This window comes from Escherichia sp. E10V10, from assembly GCF_004211985.1.
In the GTDB taxonomy this organism is placed as follows: domain Bacteria; phylum Pseudomonadota; class Gammaproteobacteria; order Enterobacterales; family Enterobacteriaceae; genus Escherichia.
This window is the reverse complement of record NZ_RHJO01000001.1, coordinates 1-18731: the sequence shown is the minus strand read 5'-3', so window position 1 is coordinate 18731 and position 18731 is coordinate 1. Positions and strand designations below refer to the sequence as shown.

At 49.9% G+C, this 18731-nt stretch carries 11 protein-coding genes; 4 read left to right on the top strand and 7 right to left on the bottom strand.

Features of this window, described 5'->3' with window-relative positions; translation table 11 throughout:
• Positions 1-2: 2 nt before the first annotated feature.
• Entirely contained in the window at positions 3-2246 is a 2244-nt protein-coding gene (locus tag D9736_RS00050) for a sensor domain-containing phosphodiesterase (RefSeq protein ID WP_130214593.1), read from the bottom strand.
• Between the two features lie 181 nt (positions 2247-2427).
• Positions 2428-2568 (bottom strand): hypothetical protein, encoded by a 141-nt coding sequence (locus D9736_RS23310; RefSeq protein WP_165383135.1) that lies wholly within the window; start codon positions 2566-2568, stop codon positions 2428-2430.
• A 28-nt stretch (positions 2569-2596) separates the two neighbouring features.
• On the opposite strand from D9736_RS23310, the gene D9736_RS00045 reads away from it, so the two are divergent.
• The 3 genes from D9736_RS00045 (at position 2597) to D9736_RS00035 (ending at position 4173) form a co-directional block, all read left to right on the top strand.
• Positions 2597-2788 (top strand): YfgG family protein, encoded by a 192-nt coding sequence (locus tag D9736_RS00045; RefSeq protein WP_165382789.1) that lies wholly within the window; start codon positions 2597-2599, stop codon positions 2786-2788.
• 311 nt (positions 2789-3099) lie between these two features.
• The gene (locus tag D9736_RS00040; protein ID WP_165383134.1) at positions 3100-3618 is read left to right on the top strand and encodes a glycine zipper 2TM domain-containing protein; all 519 of its coding nucleotides are present in this window, start codon (positions 3100-3102) and stop codon (positions 3616-3618) included.
• 15 nt (positions 3619-3633) lie between these two features.
• Positions 3634-4173, top strand: a complete 540-nt coding sequence (locus D9736_RS00035) for a DUF5384 family protein (protein WP_130214597.1) — start codon at positions 3634-3636, stop codon at positions 4171-4173.
• 132 nt (positions 4174-4305) lie between these two features.
• Here the strand turns inward: D9736_RS00035 and guaA are convergent, their stop codons facing one another.
• Entirely contained in the window at positions 4306-5883 is a 1578-nt protein-coding gene (gene guaA / locus D9736_RS00030; protein ID WP_000138266.1) for a glutamine-hydrolyzing GMP synthase, read from the bottom strand.
• Positions 5884-5951: 68 nt separating this feature from the next.
• The gene (gene guaB / locus D9736_RS00025; RefSeq protein WP_001296289.1) at positions 5952-7418 is read right to left on the bottom strand and encodes an IMP dehydrogenase; all 1467 of its coding nucleotides are present in this window, start codon (positions 7416-7418) and stop codon (positions 5952-5954) included.
• A gap of 161 nt (positions 7419-7579) precedes the next feature.
• Here guaB and xseA point away from each other — a divergent pair, with 161 nt between their 5' ends.
• Positions 7580-8956 (top strand): exodeoxyribonuclease VII large subunit, encoded by a 1377-nt coding sequence (gene xseA, locus D9736_RS00020; RefSeq protein WP_130257404.1) that lies wholly within the window; start codon positions 7580-7582, stop codon positions 8954-8956.
• A 68-nt stretch (positions 8957-9024) separates the two neighbouring features.
• Here xseA and D9736_RS00015 read toward each other — a convergent pair whose 3' ends face one another.
• The 3 genes from D9736_RS00015 to sinH form a co-directional block, all read right to left on the bottom strand.
• Positions 9025-15441 (bottom strand): DUF823 domain-containing adhesin, encoded by a 6417-nt coding sequence (locus tag D9736_RS00015; protein WP_130257403.1) that lies wholly within the window; start codon positions 15439-15441, stop codon positions 9025-9027.
• A gap of 162 nt (positions 15442-15603) precedes the next feature.
• Complete coding sequence (locus D9736_RS00010; RefSeq protein ID WP_130257402.1) at positions 15604-16569, bottom strand: SinI family autotransporter-associated protein; 966 nt, start codon at positions 16567-16569, stop codon at positions 15604-15606.
• A 36-nt stretch (positions 16570-16605) separates the two neighbouring features.
• A partial coding sequence (sinH, locus tag D9736_RS00005; RefSeq protein WP_130257401.1) for an intimin-like inverse autotransporter SinH occupies positions 16606-18731 on the bottom strand: 2126 nt, incomplete at its 5' end.

Genomic DNA, 18731 nt, shown 5'->3' with positions numbered 1-18731 from the left:
AATTACGCGCTTTCTCGAACAGGTTCTCTTTCAGCCGTAATCGCAATTAACGGCTGCGGTTCACCAATCAAAGAGCCTTGCAGGTAATCAATACCCAAAGAGTGTACGGCTTTGCGAATCTCTTCATTTTCAACATACTCCGCAACCACTTGCATTTTCTTCATTCGTGCCAGATGACAAATCGATGCCACTATCTGGTAATCCAGGCTATTCGAGGCAATATTACGGATGAAGCTGCCATCAATTTTTAATAAATTGGCATTCACATTTTTTAGCCGTGCATAGCTTGCGTATCCGGTACCGAAATCATCAATAGCAATCTGGCATCCTAACTCCTGCAGATGTTGTAACGTGTTCTGTGCCTGCTTAACATTGGTAAGGGCATTACTTTCGGTGACTTCAAAGATAAGCTGCCACGCCTCTATTTGGTATTTCGCCAATAACTTACTCATTTTAACAGGAAAGCGAGCCTGACAAACTGAAGTTGGCGACAAATTAATCGCAAATCGTTGGGCGGGCATTTTCTCTTTATTTTCCCCCATAAACTGCAATGTATGTTCGATGACCCACATGTCGATACTGGACGATAAACCAAATTCATGTGCAACCGGCAAGAAATTATCAGGATTGATGAGTTCATCATTCTCCCCTCTCATACGCAGCAAAATTTCATGATAGACATCGCCGCGCACTCCAATAATTGGCTGGGCCATAAGGCAAAAATCGTCGTGCTCAAGCGCCTGCTGTAGCCGATTCATCATTGCCACTTTATCTTTTAATTCTCGTTGCAGATACATTGCTCCGCGACGCTGCATATTTTCCGGGGCATTAGTCACTATAGAGAGTTCAGCAACCGTACTTAGCTCACCTAACAGCAAATAAATATGATTCACTGGCGAACGGACATAGCAATAGCTGACACCAATCTGTGGTTGCAATGGCATATCATCCCAAAAGAAACGAAACTGCTTAAGATGGTTATCCAATGCGATAATGCGCTCCTGGTGAGACTCTGTATTCAGTCGCAGCGCGAGATCATTGCCAGAAAGCTGATAAACGTCTTCTCCGGGTTCCAGTAAAGGTGCCAGCCAATGTGAAAGCTTTTGTTTGTATTGGATACGCAACATGATGCCATAGTTCTTTACCAGCATTTCCATACCGGGAATGCGTAAATAACATAGCGCGGACCAGGGCGCATCACGCAGCGCGCGATTCAAAGCGCGGATATTCGGTAGATGAACAACCGGGTCCACGTAAGCCAGTCGCTGAATGCGTCTGGTCACCGCTCGTTGACGCGTTGCCAGAACAGCCATGTAATTGACGATAAAAGAAAATACCAGATAGCTGGAGGAGGTTATGGTGAGTTGAGTGGTATACCCATGATAAAGGGGAATATAATTCTGGTAGCTATGAATACTGATCATCAGCACTATTGCCCAGAGCAACGAGATCAGCTTGTAGCCATAACGCATCGCTCCCCACATCATCAGCGGCAGCAATAACGACAAGGTATAGTTGGTGCTGAAAATTGTGCTTTTTTCATTTAAAGGCATACATAGCAGAAATAACAATGCGCCCAGAGCAAGCAACCACAGCGCGAACTCTTTTTTTGTAACTTTACTGTCAATCTGTTGTTTTAATTGAGAATAATAACTTCGTAAATAAAATGGATTTCGTACAGAACGAATGATGAAGTAGCAAAGCGGGACGCCTATCAGATTACCCACCAGCAAGGCCTGGTAATTGATTAAGGTTCCCAGATTTAAGGGCATGACGCCAACCAGATTTGTTCTGCTCGCCAGTAAACCTACAAACGCAGCAAACTGGAAGAGCACCAGAAACAACGTTGCAGGGAAAACAATCTGCCAAAAAATGCGCTGGGAAATTAAGCGGGTATCACCATGTGAAACGTTGTTACGCCGGGGCGTAAACACCTTATACCCCCCCCAACAAAGAATAATAATGATAATGAAATTAACCGTTAACGAGAGCGTTTCATAAAAACCAAGTTCGGCATACTTACGAACAAAAATCCCTAAAGCAATACCTGGTAATGCTGCCCAGCTAAAAAACATCATCATGCTGATCATCAGCGCAAGCGGCAGATAAAAGAGAAAAACTTCACCAGAAGAAATATGTGCGAAAGTATTTATATGGGCGAAAACAGGCAAGATTATAGACGGCAGGATCAGCGGAAGCCCCCACCATTTATCACGTATATTTATATAAGTTGCATTCAATTTCATAGATGCTCAGCAGAACCCCCTACATCCTGAAAGGGTGTATTCAGACAGGCATCCCACCTGACTTCGATGGATGATTATTCATCGCTATTAAGGAGCATTGATTTTAAGTGTCATATGAAAGTTCCAATTGATATATATCAAACAAAATTACCCTAATTAATGAATTATTACGTTTATAATGTTAGCTCGTCATTATTACATCATTGTTGTAAATAATTAAATTAACTTCCATAACATTAAAACATGTATCAGCTAACGCTTTTTTACATAATGAACAATTGACCATTGCGTCTGGGTATGCCTTAATGTAAGTACCGTCCATGGTATGGACATACCTTGAGGAACCCTTTGTGAGTCAGCCAACCAGTATGCGAAAACGACACCGATTTAACAGTCGCATGACTCGTATCGTATTGCTTATCAGCTTTCTCTTCTTCTTTGGCCGCTTTATCTACTCGTCCGTTGGCGCCTGGCAGCATCATCAGAGCAAAAAAGAAGCTCAGCAATCCACACTCTCTATCGAATCCCCGGTACAACGTTAGCGATTACCTTCGTCACCTTTACTGAACAAGACGGCTCAATGCTGTCAGACACGGTTGCTCTTTGTTGTTATCAAAGCGGCAGGCATTTATTTATCTAAATTTTACCTCTTTGTCCTGATTTCGAATCATTCTGCAATAAGATGCAATGTATATTAGACATAATATATATGTTTTTATTATGCGTTAACGCGTATTTATTTACTCAATGAATTCAAATAAATTTAATCTATTCCTCCATAGTCTATACATTTACTTTCCTCTTTCGATGATCTTAAATGTCTTGTTTTTCGTAAAGTCTATAACAAGGAATAGTGATGAAATTTAAAAAATGTCTTCTGCCTGTGGCAATTTTAGCGTCATCCATGTTGGCAGGATGCCAATCAAATGCTGACGATCATGCCGCCGATGTTTATCAAACTGATCAACTGAATACCAAACAAGAAACCAAAACCGTTAATATCATTTCCATTCTACCTGCGAAAGTAGCGGTAGATAATTCAGAAAATAAAAGGGCAGCACAGACGTTTGGCGCACTGATTGGTGCTGTCGCTGGCGGTGTGATTGGACATAACGTAGGGTCTGGCAGCAATTCAGGTACTACTGCGGGTGCAGTTGGCGGCGGTGCCGTAGGTGCGGCTGCAGGTTCTATGGTGAATGATAAGACGTTAGTGGAAGGGGTTTCGTTAACCTATAAAGAAGGGACCAAGGTGTATACCTCTACTCAAGTGGGTAAAGAGTGCCAGTTCACAACGGGTTTAGCCGTTGTCATTACCACTACGTATAACGAAACTCGCATTCAGCCAAACACAAAATGTCCTGAAAAAAGATAGCAATCAGGAGGACTCATGAAGAAAGTTTTTCTTTGCGCCATTTTAGCCGCTGTTAGTAGCTCGGCTTTCGCCTCTTCATTACAGGATCAACTTTCAGCTGTCGCTGAAGCTGAACAGCAAGGTAAAAATGAAGAGCAAAGACAGCATGACGAATGGGTAGCAGAGCGCAACAGGGAAATTCAGCAAGAGAAACAACGGCGCGCAAACGCTCAGGCCGCCGCCAATAAAAGAGCGGCGGCAGCAGCAGCGGATAAGAAAGCTCGCCAGGATAAACTCGACGCCGAAGTCACTGCGGATAAAAAACGCGATCAAAGTTATGAAGATGAGCTGCGCAGTTTAGAGATTCAGAAACAAAAACTGGCGCTGGCGAAAGAAGAAGCCCGCGTTAAGCGCGAGAACGAATTTATCGATCAGGAGCTGAAGCACAAAGCCGCGCAAACTGATGTCGTGCAATCTGAAGCTGACGCTAACAGGAATGTGACAGAAGGTGGTCGCGATTTGATGAAAAGCGTGGGTAAAGCAGAAGAGAATAAATCGGACAGTTGGTTTAACTAATCGATGTCAGTCACTTCAAGCCTATGATTCGTGAGGATTATAGGCTTTTTTATATTGCTGACTTTAGTCATCAATATAAAAAACCCTCTGTAGCAACAGAGGGTTTTGTTCATTCATAGTGCAGGAATTAAATCATTCCCACTCAATAGTCGCTGGCGGCTTGCCGCTGATGTCATACACCACGCGGGAAATACCGTTCACTTCATTGATAATGCGGTTGGAAACGCGACCGAGGAAATCGTACGGCAGATGCGCCCAGTGTGCTGTCATAAAGTCGATGGTTTCGACAGCACGCAGAGAGACAACCCAGTCATACTTACGACCATCGCCCATTACGCCAACGGAACGTACTGGCAGGAAGACGGTGAACGCCTGGCTGACTTTGTCGTACAGGTCCGCTTTACGCAGTTCTTCAATGAAGATGGCGTCAGCACGGCGCAGCAGGTCACAGTACTCTTTCTTCACTTCGCCCAGCACACGAACACCAAGGCCCGGCCCCGGGAACGGATGACGGTAGAGCATGTCGTACGGCAGGCCCAGTTCCAGACCAATCTTACGCACTTCGTCTTTGAACAGCTCTTTCAGCGGTTCAACCAGGCCCATCTTCATCTCTTTCGGCAAGCCACCCACGTTGTGGTGAGATTTGATGACGTGCGCTTTACCGGTTGCAGACGCGGCAGATTCGATAACGTCAGGGTAGATGGTGCCCTGCGCCAGCCACTTCACGTCTTCCAGTTTCAGCGCTTCCTCATCGAATACTTCAACGAAAACGCGACCGATGATTTTACGTTTTGCTTCTGGATCGTTTTCGCCAGCCAGCGCTGCCAGGAAACGCTCTTCTGCCGGAACGTGAATGATGTTCAGACCGAAACGATCGCCGAACATATCCATTACCTGTTCAGCTTCATTCAGACGCAGCAGACCGTTGTCGACAAATACACAAGTCAGGTTTTTACCGATTGCACGATGCAGAAGCATCGCGGTAACGGAAGAATCCACGCCACCAGAGAGGCCGAGGATCACTTTATCGTCGCCCACCTGCTCGCGAATGCGGGCTACAGCGTCGTCGATAATTTTAGCTGGCGTCCACAGCGCTTCACACTGGCAGATATCGCGCACAAAACGCTCCAGCATACGCATACCCTGACGAGTATGAGTCACTTCCGGGTGGAACTGAACACCATAGAAACGTTTTTCTTCGTTAGCCATGATGGCAAATGGGCAGCTTTCGGTGCTGGCAACGGTAACAAAGCCTTCAGGAATTGCTGTTACCTTATCGCCGTGGCTCATCCACACATCAAGCAGCGGCTTGCCATCTGCGCTTAACGCATCTTCGATACCACGAATCAGCGCACTATCAGTTTGAACTTCAACCTGCGCATAACCAAATTCACGTTCGTTGGAGGCTTCAACGTGACCGCCCAGCTGCATTGCCATGGTCTGCATGCCATAGCAAACGCCAAATACCGGTACGCCTGCTTCAAAGACATACTGCGGCGCACGCGGGCTGTTTTCTTCGGTGGTACTTTCCGGGCCGCCGGAAAGAATAATGCCGCTTGGATTGAAGTCACGAATTTGTGCTTCTGTCACATCCCACGCCCACAGTTCGCAGTAAACGCCCAGCTCACGCACGCGGCGCGCAACCAGTTGAGTATACTGGGAACCGAAGTCCAGAATGAGGATGCGATGCTTATGAATGTTTTCCGTCATTGACGCTTATTCCGAGGCAAGTGAAACAGATAATATAAATCGCCCGACATGAAGTCGGGCGAAGAGAATCAGGAGCCCAGACGGTAGTTCGGGGACTCTTTGGTGATGGTCACGTCGTGAACGTGGCTTTCCTGAATACCCGCACCGCTGATACGTACAAACTCCGCTTTAGTACGCAGTTCATCGATAGTACCACAGCCGGTCAGGCCCATACAGGAGCGCAGGCCGCCCATCTGCTGGTGAATGATCTCTTTCAGACGACCTTTGTAGGCTACGCGACCTTCGATACCTTCCGGCACCAGTTTGTCGGCAGCGTTGTCGCTCTGGAAGTAACGGTCAGAGGAACCTTTAGACATCGCGCCCAGAGAGCCCATCCCACGGTAAGATTTGTAAGAGCGGCCCTGGTAGAGTTCGATTTCACCCGGGGATTCTTCAGTACCTGCCAGCATGGAGCCGACCATCACCGCGCTTGCACCTGCGGCGATGGCTTTCGCGATATCGCCGGAGAAGCGAATACCACCGTCAGCGATAACCGGAATACCGGTGCCTTCCAGCGCTTCAACTGCGTCAGCAACGGCAGTGATCTGCGGAACACCGACACCAGTAACAATACGGGTAGTACAAATTGAGCCTGGGCCGATACCCACTTTAACCGCGCTGCAACCTGCTTCTGCCAGAGCGCGTGCTCCCGCAGCTGTTGCCACGTTGCCGCCAATGATTTGCAGATCAGGATATTTAGCACGGGTTTCACGGATACGTTGCAGAACGCCTTCAGAGTGACCGTGAGAGGAGTCGATCAGCAGAACGTCAACGCCTGCGGCAACCAGCGCATCAACACGCTCTTCGTTACCCGCACCCGCGCCAACTGCCGCGCCAACACGCAGGCGACCTTGTTCATCTTTACAGGCGTTCGGTTTACGTTCCGCTTTCTGGAAGTCTTTCACGGTGATCATGCCAATCAGGTGGAATTCATCATCAACCACCAGCGCTTTTTCAACGCGTTTTTCGTGCATTTTTGCCAGCACAACTTCACGGGCTTCGCCTTCACGCACAGTTACCAGACGCTCTTTCGGCGTCATGTAAACGCTAACCGGCTGGCTCAGGTCGGTCACAAAACGCACGTCACGACCAGTGATGATACCGACCAGTTCGTTTTCTTCGGTAACAACCGGGTAGCCCGCAAAGCCGTTACGTTCAGTCAGTTCTTTCACTTCGCGCAGCGTCGTGGTTGGCAGAACAGTCTGCGGGTCAGTCACCACACCAGATTCGTGTTTTTTCACACGGCGAACTTCTTCAGCCTGGCGTTCAATGGACATGTTTTTGTGGATAAAGCCGATACCGCCTTCCTGAGCCAGAGCAATAGCCAGGCGCGCTTCCGTTACGGTATCCATTGCTGCGGAAAGCATAGGGATATTCAGACGAATGGTTTTCGTCAGCTGGGTGCTGAGGTCAGCAGTATTCGGCAGAACGGTAGAATGAGCAGGAACGAGGAGAACGTCGTCAAACGTCAGAGCTTCTTTAGCGATACGTAGCATGGGCAATATCTCGACCAGAGTGGTTAATAAATATTGCCGCGGCATTATACAGAGCGTAACCGATTGCATCTACCCCTTTTTGCAAATAATGCTTGCGCTCCCCGGTCAGCACGTTACTATCGATTGAATAACCTGCTGATTTAGAATTTGATCTCGCTCACATGTTACCATCTCAATCCCCCGCAATTTTTACGGTTAGTCGCCTGAATCAGACCGTCCGTTTGCTGCTTGAGCAGGAGATGGGGCAAGTGTGGATCAGCGGCGAAATTTCTAACTTTAGCCAGCCCTCTTCCGGGCACTGGTACTTTACGCTCAAAGACGATACCGCCCAGGTACGCTGCGCGATGTTCCGCAACAGCAACCGCCGGGTGACCTTCCGCCCACAACATGGGCAACAAGTTTTAGTTCGCGCCAACATTACGCTCTACGAGCCGCGCGGCGACTACCAGATAATCGTCGAGAGTATGCAGCCTGCCGGTGAAGGGTTGCTGCAACAGAAGTACGAACAGCTCAAAGCGAAATTGCAGGCCGAAGGTTTGTTCGATCTGCAATACAAAAAATCACTCCCCTCCCCTGCGCATTGCGTTGGTGTGATCACCTCAAAAACCGGTGCTGCGCTACATGATATTTTGCATGTGTTAAAACGTCGCGATCCGTCTCTGCCGGTGATCATCTACCCCACTGCCGTTCAGGGCGATGATGCACCGGGGCAAATTGTTCGCGCCATTGAACTGGCGAATAAGCGCAACGAGTGTGACGTATTGATCGTCGGGCGCGGTGGCGGTTCGCTGGAAGATTTATGGAGCTTTAACGACGAACGCGTTGCGCGGGCGATTTTTGCCAGCCGCATTCCGGTAGTCAGCGCCGTCGGGCATGAAACCGATGTGACGATTGCCGACTTTGTTGCTGATCTGCGTGCGCCAACGCCGTCAGCCGCCGCTGAAGTGGTGAGCCGCAATCAACAAGAGTTACTGCGCCAGGTGCAATCGACCCGTCAACGGCTGGAGATGGCGATGGATTATTATCTCGCCAACCGCACGCGTCGCTTTACGCAGATTCATCACCGATTACAGCAACAGCATCCGCAGCTCCGGCTGGCACGCCAGCAAACCATGCTTGAGCGCCTGCAAAAACGGATGAGCTTTGCGCTGGAAAATCAGCTTAAGCGTGCCGGGCAGCAACAGGTGCGATTAACACAGCGGCTGAATCAGCAAAATCCACAGCCGAAGATTCATCGCGTGCAAACACGCATTCAACAACTGGAACATCGTTTAGCAGAAACCCTGCGCGCACAGCTTAGCGCCACACGTGAACGTTTCGGTAATGCGGTGACGCATCTGGAAGCGGTTAGCCCATTGTCAACGCTGGCACGCGGCTATAGCGTCACCAGCGCCGCCGATGGCTCGGTGCTGAAGCAGGTTAAGCAGGTGAAAGCGGGCGATACGATGACCACCCGGTTAGGTGATGGCGTGGTGGTAAGCGTAGTGAGCGACGTGACGAAAACCCGCAAACCACGCAAAAAAGCGGCTAATCCGTAGGTCGGACAAGATGCGCCAACATCGCATCTGGCAATATCACCAAGTCAGCACCAGATACAACCGTGTCATCACTGAAAGCAGGTGATTAAACCTGCTTTATTTTGCAGAACTACACTACAATCCTGCCCCCCAGTGTCTTCAAACATCCCGCATTGCTCGGAAGATAAATAGGGATAGCTTGGCGTAATTGAAGGCCACCCCAACGAGCTAAAACTTGTGTGTAGCGTTTCTAACTCACTGTACGTTGGCGCATTACTCATACTTCCACACTGTTTTGCTATATCCCATTTGCCTGAATCAACTCTGTGTCCCAATGCCCAGGTTTCGTTGACTGCATTTGGTGCCACCACAGCAACCACATCAGAAGGTAATTCTGTTTTCAACAGAGGTCGATGTAATGTTTTACCTTTCACCACTACCGTGTCTGCCATGTGTCCCCAGAAGTGCGCAGAAGAAACATTGGGACTGGTTAATACGGTGAAAATAGTGTCCATCGTTGCTGTCAATGTTGGGTACTCATCCAGTGTTACCGTTAGTGGTGTTTTATAACCTGGCGTATTATCCTGGCGAACCGTAAAGCTTGCCGTGCCGTCTGCCCCCGTCACGCCACTGATCTTGTCCCCACTGGCAGCTAACAGGGTAGCCGCTCCTGATGATGACTGAATGGTAATATCATCCATTGCTGCCACATTACCATACAACGTCGCCCCCGTATTACGCGGCGAAGCATCGCCGCGTTTCAGGGTAAAGGCCACGTTCGGCACCGGTTTCCCGGCGCCGTCTTTGACCGTCACGGTCAACGGCATCGCCTCGCCTTTTTTCACGACCGCCGCCTGATAAGCGGCATCAAACGCCGTCGATGTGAGCGTCACGTTCGATACGGAAACGTGCGGATGCACCAGGCACGCCTGGAAGGCGCGAGATTTATTCGTAGGCAATTGCTCCGTATACAGATCAATTGACTCGCAAGCATTCGTACCGGGCTTCGGAGGACAGGTGGCGTTGGTCCACCACGCATAGCCACCCTGTTTCACCGGCCAGCCAATCGCGTCCACGATGCTGCCATTCGGATAGCGATCGTATAACGATTCAAGTTCATCCAGCGACGGATGGCGCGCATCTTCACACGGGTCAACATCGGGGTTACTTCTTTGTCCTATCGAATAGAGCGCAGGCCAGTCTTCATTATTATATTTCACCGCACTGACATTCATACCTCCGCCAGTGGTTGCGCCTAATTCAGCCAACAGTTTTGGCCGCTCAAACTCTGTACCGTCTGCGCCGCTCACCGTTTCCGGCATATGGCCCCACATGTTTGCCTTCGGAGTATCCGGGCTGGTGACGACGCTGAAAATCACGTCAACCGAGGCGGTTGGCCTCGCACTGCTACCCATTGCCGTGGCGCTTATCGGCGTTTTCAACCCGTTCGAGTTGTCCTGGTGGAGATTCAGCGTTGCCTGCCCCTGTGCATCAGTCTGAATAAACAAATAACTGTCATTGCTCTGCCCGTTCATGGTGGCATTCTGCATAGACTGCGCCGGGGCGAAGGTATCAAATACTAAATCATCGGTGTTAGCGCTACTGGTGGCATCCGCCCCCTGGCGGTTTTTACTGACGCCGCGCATAATGCCCACCGACTCATATGGCGCAGGCGATCCATCGGCGAGCGTAACCTTGATTGTCAGAGAAATCGGCATCCCCTTATGCGCCTTTCCGGCAGACTGCGCGCTGTCCCAATTTTCCGGGGCGACGGACAGGGTAATATTACCCACCGATTCAGCTTCGTTCAGACAGGTCTGAGAATACGTCTCAGAAGAGGTGTAACTTATCAGCCCAACGAGCCCTGCCCTGAGATCGATAAAGTTATAGGAAGGACTGGTCGAGCTTGCACTCGAAGAGACCGTACGCGACCAGAAAAACGGTTTCGAAGGCGCGGATTTATCCAGCGGCCAGCCCTGTTCTGACTCTATCGCTCCTGAGGGATATGCTTCATATAATGATTGCAAATCGTTGATAGTAGGAAGCTTATCTTTACATCCGCCCTGTGCGCCACTCAGCGCATTGTTAATAGTGAGCCGCTGCCAACTCTCGTTATTGATGAGTAAGGAAACCGAAGAACCGGCTTCAGCTCTTAACAACGGTCGATGAAAGACCTTCCCATTTTTCGCGGTTAAGGTTTCCGGCATATGTCCCCAGAAGTTCGCGTCTGGCGTATCCGGGCTGGTCACGGTAGTGAAAATAGCACTCAGGGTGTTTGATGTGATTCCCCGACCGTCATCGATTTCTGCTGTTAGTGGGATACGCGTCCCCTGGCCTTGATACTGCTGCCAGAAAGTCAGAGTGAGCGTACCCTCGCCGTCGGTCATGCTGTAGTACTTCTCACCGTTGTCGAGATAGATACTGGGATTATTGTAGCTATCGTGTATATAAATCAGTGATCCCTGATTGGTGATTTTGCTTTTATTAGTCGAATTAGAAATACGAGGCTCCGTGATAGCATGATTCAGGGTAATCGGCACATCACCTTTAGGATTCCCCTGGGCATCGCGCGTTGTCACCGTCATGGTGATCAGATCGCCAGTCTTTGTGTAGTTGGTTCTGACTTTTACTGCTTCAAAACCATCATATTTCGCCGTCTGGGCTGAACTCAATTCGATGGCGCTCGCCACTGAATTGGCCGTCGTCTGGCAGGTCAGATACCCCATATCGGCTGACGCCAGGCTACTACTGGTGCCGTCATTCAGTTTCACGCTTTTATATTTACGATCGCTGTTGCTCTTCTCATCCGGTGTGCTGGAATCATAATTTTTCAGCACTGGCCAGCCATCAACTTCATGTCCATGCCAACTGCCGGAGAGCGCAACCAGTGCGGAATGAGAAGGAATATAGTCAACGCCGCAGCCATTATTTTTGGTATTTCCTGCCTGAGCTTCGGTAAACATGGCCCAGAATTCATTATCTTCTTCAGGCGATTTGCGTTTTGCCGCAGGGCTACCAGTTAACTCAGCGAACAACAGTGGGCGTTTAAAGGTTAACCCTCCAGCCTCCAGCGTTTCTGGCATATGCCCCCACATTTTGGCTTTTGCGCTATCCGGGCTGGTGACCACGGTGAAGATGGTATCTAGCGTCGCTTTTTTGGTCGGTTCGGAGTAGAGCGCGGCGGTGAGCGTCGTTTTGGTACCGTGAGTATCCGGGCGAGTAATATTGAGAATTTTGCTGCCGTCGCTGCCAGTCATACCGGTATAAACGGTAGTGGTATCGTTTAGCGTCACTTCATCAGGCTGACCGCCATCGACAACCACGGAAGAAACGATGCCATCGCCACTGCCTGCCGTATGGCGCTCGCCGGAACGGGTATAGCCATCGCCGCGCCCGAGGGTAAACGGCATATCCGGCATCGGGTTGCCTGCCGAATCTTTTATCGTCACCCTCACCTGTAGCGTTTCGCCTTTTTTCAGTTTCGCGGCACTCAGAGCGCTGGTCCATTGCGCCTGATCTACTGCCTCCAGAGTAATACTGCTGGCTGAAGGGTTCGCCGTGGTCAGGCAGCTCAGATAAATGGGCAACTCGTTGTTATTCACCACCCTGCCGTCATTCAACCAGTTGGCGTAGAGATGCGGCACTTTATCAGCGGGCGTGCTGCTCCAGTACTCTTCGTCCTGAGTTGGCCATCCGTGAACGGTCTGAATCGCGTTGTTGCTGTTGGCTGCATACAGCGCAGCCAGTTGCGTCCTACGCGGAACTTTATTTATTTCACATCCTCCGGCAGCGGTGTTTTCGATATCCGTCTGCGCCACGCGCACCCACTCTTCGTTATTTTCAGCCTGCGATCTCTGCCCGCCGCTCACTTCAGAGATTAATTTCGGGCGAGTAAAGGTCATAGAGTCAACTTTTATCGTGTCATCCATATGTCCCCACATTTTCGCCCCCGTTACATCGGGGCTGGTAGGTACAGTAAAAATCACATAGTAGTTTACCGTGTTTGGCAGTGCGGAATTGGTGGGGGTAACGATGAGTTTGGTTTTTAAGCCTACCCCCTGTGGCTGCTCAATAACGACCGTCGCCACGCCCCGTGCGTCTGTAATACCGGAGTAAATCATTGAAGACTGCGCAGTGCCATATTGCATACCGTTCAGCGTAATTGCCCCAGAGGTAGGATCGGTATAGCCGGTTGATAGCTCTTCACGGTTCAGACTAATATCTTTGGTAATCGTAAAAGCGGCATAAGGAACAGGGGCATTATTATTAACCCCATTGACGGTATGTACCGTCATGGTGATTTTCTCCCCCACTTTCGCTTTAGCAAGCTGCGAATCCGGCGAAATATCTCTGTCAGTATTCACTACCACGTGTGCCACCAGTTCGTTCGCCGAACAGGTAAGATAATTTGGTTTAAAACCCGAATAGGTGTCGACGTTCCCCGTCGCCAGATCAACAGATGTGTGTGTATCGGGCAACTGTGCCGCAGAGAGATAATCGTAGTTTACCGTTGGCCATCCGAACTCCGTGCCGATAGTGTTACCCTGGTGGCCTGCATATAAACTCTCCAGCGAGATTTGCGACGGAATATGTCCCACGCCACATTCCGCTTGCATGCTGGTTTTCTGGTCAAATAGCGCCCAGTCTTCGTTATTTTCACGCACCGAACCGATTTCATGGGTCGTTTCATCCGCTAACCGCGGACGTTTGTAGAGATTACCAGCTTCGATAATACCTTTACTCATATGTCCCCACATGCGGGCATACTCACTGTCCGGGCTGGTGACAACAGTGAAGATGACATCTTTGGCATCCGTTGCGCTGTAATTACTGCGCATAGCCGCCGTAAGATGCGTTTTTACGCCAACACCATCGGGCTGGCTTAGCGTCAGTGTGGCCTGGCCATTGGCATCTGTAATGCCTTCATAATTATGCACATCGACCTGTCGCAAATTTGCACCACCAGCTATTTGTACCGGATGCGCTTCCCAGGCAGGATCAGATTGATTCTTACGGTTAATACCATCATCCAGATGCAGGGAAAAATAGTAATAGGCTAACGGCTGATCGTTATTTTTACTGTCAGTGATGGTCAGACGCATGACTGCGTTCTCGCCAACATGTGCTTTCATCGCCTGCGCCGTATCGTCAAAATTTGCAGGCGTCAGGACAATTTTCGGCTCCACATCAGGCGCTTCTTTATCGACACAACTGACCAGAAACCGGGCACTGTCTGACATTTGCGACTCGCTGCGATTAGAGACATCTGCCGCATGGTGCTGCCCGGTTATCCCCGCCAGCGACGACCAGTAATAATCCCCCTGCATTGGCCAGCCGGCAACCTCCTGGATTGAAGTCGGAACCACCGTTGCCATCGCGCCAAACTGGCGCATTCCCGGCAGAATCTCGCAATGGTTATCGGCCCCACTCCAGCTGAAGGTTGACCAGGTTTCGTTATGGTCACCAACTGTGCCATCCTCATTACTCACTTCCGCTGCCAGTTTCGGGCGACTGAAGGTGTATTGCTGGGCTTTCAGCGTATCCGCCATATGCCCCCACATATTGGCCTGCGGTACGTCAGGGCTGGTGAATACGGTAAAAATAACTGCCGTTTCGCTGGTTTGAGTAATTCCCGGCAGGCTGACCACCAGCGGCGTTTTCACCCCCGGCCCCGCAGGCTGAGTTACGGTGATGGTCGCAGTACCGTTGACATCCGTCGTACCGCGATACTCCGTCGACGTAGTGGTAAGTTCCGTGCTGTCCAGGATGACCGGATCGTTATTATTTGTCGCCCCCTGTCGGTTTAAGGCGTCTTTCCGTTTAATAACAAAGGGAATCTTTCCTGCCAGGTTACCCTCACAGTTTTTAGTGGTGACTGTTAAGGTTATTGAACTGCCGACGGTGGTTTTTGCTGCCTTTAGCGAATCATCAAAACCGCTGGCGTTCACCGTCACTAAATCGCCCTGGGCTGGGGCAATATTGAGCGTAACCTGCTTTTCATTGAGCAATACCGCGCCCTGATTCGGCACGCCGGTAAAGGTAAAGAGATTCAGCGTCGGGAGCGTTTCTTTAGGGTCAAACTGCGGGATCGCCACCAGCTTATGTCCCGCAAGGTTTTGTGCGCAGAAGGAGCGATCGGGGCGAGGTTGTGGATTAAGTGACACATCAGGTGTGGCAGCCTCTGCCCAGACCAGCGAGACGGCAGGCAACGTCTGGTTTTGCCAGCGCAGCAATGGCGGGTTATTGAACATGTCGCCTTCGGTGTCGCTCGGGTTAATTAACATCATACTGGTCGCGCTGGCGTCAACGCTGAAGCTACTCGGGGTCGCAGCACTGGCGACATCATGCTCTTTGGCGGGATCAAGCTGGACGCTGCCCTGATAAACGGGCACGCTGGCGCTGTCTGCTATGGGAGGAGTACCGTTAATAGCATCGGTTGAAGCATCTGATTGTTGCCACTGCCCGCCTTTTAAGGCCGCCACTGCAGGCGCAATCAGAGATAGCATTAAAACCGCCGTTATCGCTTTTATCAGTTTCAAAGTCCCCCCCCATGATTGAAACCTGCCCGTTTAAAGTTTCGTTTTCACCTCAACCCACTTTGCTTAACGCTGGCTAAGCAAAGTGCGCGGAAAAACACCATTCCCTTACGGGAATGGTGCTGGAAACGATTATTTTCTCTGGTAGTCGATAGATAAACCGTAGCCCTGGACACCATCGTTGCCGAGGACAACGCCACTTCCGGCAAAATCGAACGCGGTTTTCGCTTCGGCATTGGTAACAGGGATAACCAGGTCGCTGTTGTTATAAGTCGGATTAACAAGACCACCGGCTGTGCCCAACTGGAGGCTGGTTCCGGTAAAGCGCCAGCGATAGTTGTACTGGCTGGTAACCTCTTCGCCTGCATCATAAGTACTGTTGTTGTTTTTATCTTTCCACAACATGACTTGATAGGTGGTATTCGTTTTGAGTTTCGTCGCTTTACCCAATAGATTCGTATTGATGTCTTTTTCGTGAATTACGACATGAACTGCATCATCGAACACCGGACCTTCAGGAATATCATCGCTGTCAGAACCACCGCCTGCATTGGTGGAGAGGTCAAGCATCACAACTTGGTCCGCAACGTTCGGATCACCGGTTGTCGTGGTTGGCGTGATCTTCAAGCCTATGTATCGATCAGCATCCGCAGCCGCGATGGTATATGTATCGCTCCCTACGGTACCAATCTCTTTAGGATCCGCGCCTGACTGGTCGCTATAACTCATCCACTGGAGGGTTGCTTTAGTCGCTGTGTTATTGTCATCAAGGTCCCCCTGGGTATCACCAATCGCCCAGCTGGCTGTCAGTGTGTCACCCACATGAAACTGCTTATCACCGTCCGTTGTGACCGTGCGGCTGCCACGATCAATAGCAATAACGACATGTGATTTATCAGCATCGCTCGTTTCTGATGTGCTACGAGTGATCCACGGCACGGTCCCCTGAATGGTGCCGGTACTTTGTGATTCTGACTGCCACTGACCCGCCCTGAGATTACCCTGCCCTTCAGCCATCGCGGCAGGCACTGCACAGTATCCCGCTAAAGCCAGCGCCAGCGCGACTTTCGTCATCGGCCGCGTTAAATGATTGTTCATTCAATTCTCTCCTTGATTAATATCCAGCACGCCGATCTAATGCTTGCTGTAAACCACACGTAATCCATACCCCTGCACGCCATCTTCTTTTTGGGCGCCAAATTTCTGTACGGCCTCTTCGTTAGTAGCAGGGATGACAATATCTTCATTACTGGTATTCGATTGCGCTCCGGTGTAGCCATTGACGCTGTGCCCGGTAAACTCCCACTGGTAGTCGTATTGCGCCATTTCCTCTTCCGTCAGTTTTTCCGACTGCTGGAAAACGCCATCGTTGTTGGCATCGCGCCACAAGACAAAGCGATAGGCATTATCAACAGGCAAATGCTCTTTCTCATTGCCGATAAGATTGACAGGGTTAGTTGCAGATACACGGTAGATAAAGGCATTAACATCATTGCCCCCCGCGCCGAGGAAAGTCACATCAACATAGTTACTGTCGTCATACGGCGCGGCTCTCGCTTTCCAGCGGAAAGTACCGGGTAACGTACTGGAGAGCGTAACGGTGCCTTTTTCTTTATCCTGCTTAGCGATAAAGACGCAGGGATTCTCGGTTGAACAGGGTTTATTGGTGAGCGTAACTTTTTTATCCTGCGCATCGTAAAGCTGCGGCGAAAGGTTATCTTCTGGCAGTGCATTGCCGTTACGGTCAGTGTCATCACCAAAGCTGTCAGTGACGTCGAGATCCATCACCACACCATCGACGCCGTCTGCCTGGGCGCTGGCTTCGTGGCTGTGATTGTTCTCATCCGGCACATCTGCGATGTTATTGACGATCAGCTCAATTTTACGATCCTGCTGCACGGTGATTTCCACCACACCGGAATTCTGCCGATTACCCTTTTCATCTTCCAGCGCCAGACGCACGCGCCAGGTATTGAGCTTTTCCTGTTCGGCGGGATCGGAGCTGTACTGCCAGGCGGGCAGCACCAGATTCCAGTGGTTGTTGTTACCTTCAGTGATGGTATTCGCTTTAACAACAGGCATGACCAGCGTGCGGGAAGCGTTATTTTTCGCCTGCCACGAGGCGGCGACAATTTTGTAATGGTGGTTGATCAGCGCGTTGATGGTCCATTTACATTTTTCCAGGCCAACCGCTTCCTCTGGCGTGTCTTTAATCACGCATTCCGGGTGCTCATTGGTGGCGTCTGCTTTAAGCCACAAGGTGACATCAAGTGGGTCTTTTTCTTTGTATTCCAGCACGATAAAGTTATTACGTTCGACGAAGTCATGGCGGCTGCCCATCAGCGAGTGAGCAACTTTGACGTTATCGCTATTCAGTTGATCTTTTAGCGGAACACCGAACTGATAGTTAATCGTGGCGTTAACACTAAGATCACTGTTATCTCCAGTACCTGCTTTATAGTCCGTCCCGACCGTCAGTAACGGAACGGGTTGATAGTTCACGCCGAGCGTCACTGCATAGGGATCTTTTTCTAAATTATCGGTGCCGAAGAGCGCCACTTCGTCACCATAATATTGCTCGAAAACAATTTTGCCCCCCAGCTGCGGATAAGAAGGTAACCAGGCTTCCGCCCGGACATCCCAGCCACGTGCGGGTCGTTCTAAATAGAAATCAAAATCTTTTGAATCTTTCCAGTCTGAAAGCGGATGATAATAGTTACCAGAAAATTTTAAATAATCCGTCCAGGCTTCTGTTCCTAAGCCTAAACGGCGATGTCCGCGGGTGAAATCATAATCATAAAATATATTTCCCCCCAGAAGCCATTTATCAAAATTATGTCTTACGCCTAAACCTATATTACCTATCGTGCGCTCTTCTTTTCGTTGCGCAGAAAACTGACTGAAATATACCGTACTCTGATTATCATACCAGGGGACAAAATAGTCGATTGAACTGCCGTCCAGATCGCCATCCTGACCGATGGAAAGGTTAGAGCGAACTTTACCATAAGGAGAAAGCGCACCTTCGATATAAGACTGTGCGGATGATGTGATTTGCCCTTGCAGATAGCTTCTCGCCTGGGATTCAAGCGCTTCTGGAGTCAGGTTCTCGAAGCCCTGCTGGGCGGACTCGGTAACGTAATTGGCACCACGTTCCTTGACGGATTTGCCTTTGTTACTTTGTTCTTCTTGTTGAGCAGCTTCGCTTGCCAGATCAGGTAATGAAGATTCGCTTTGCTTAATATTTATCTCCGGTGCTG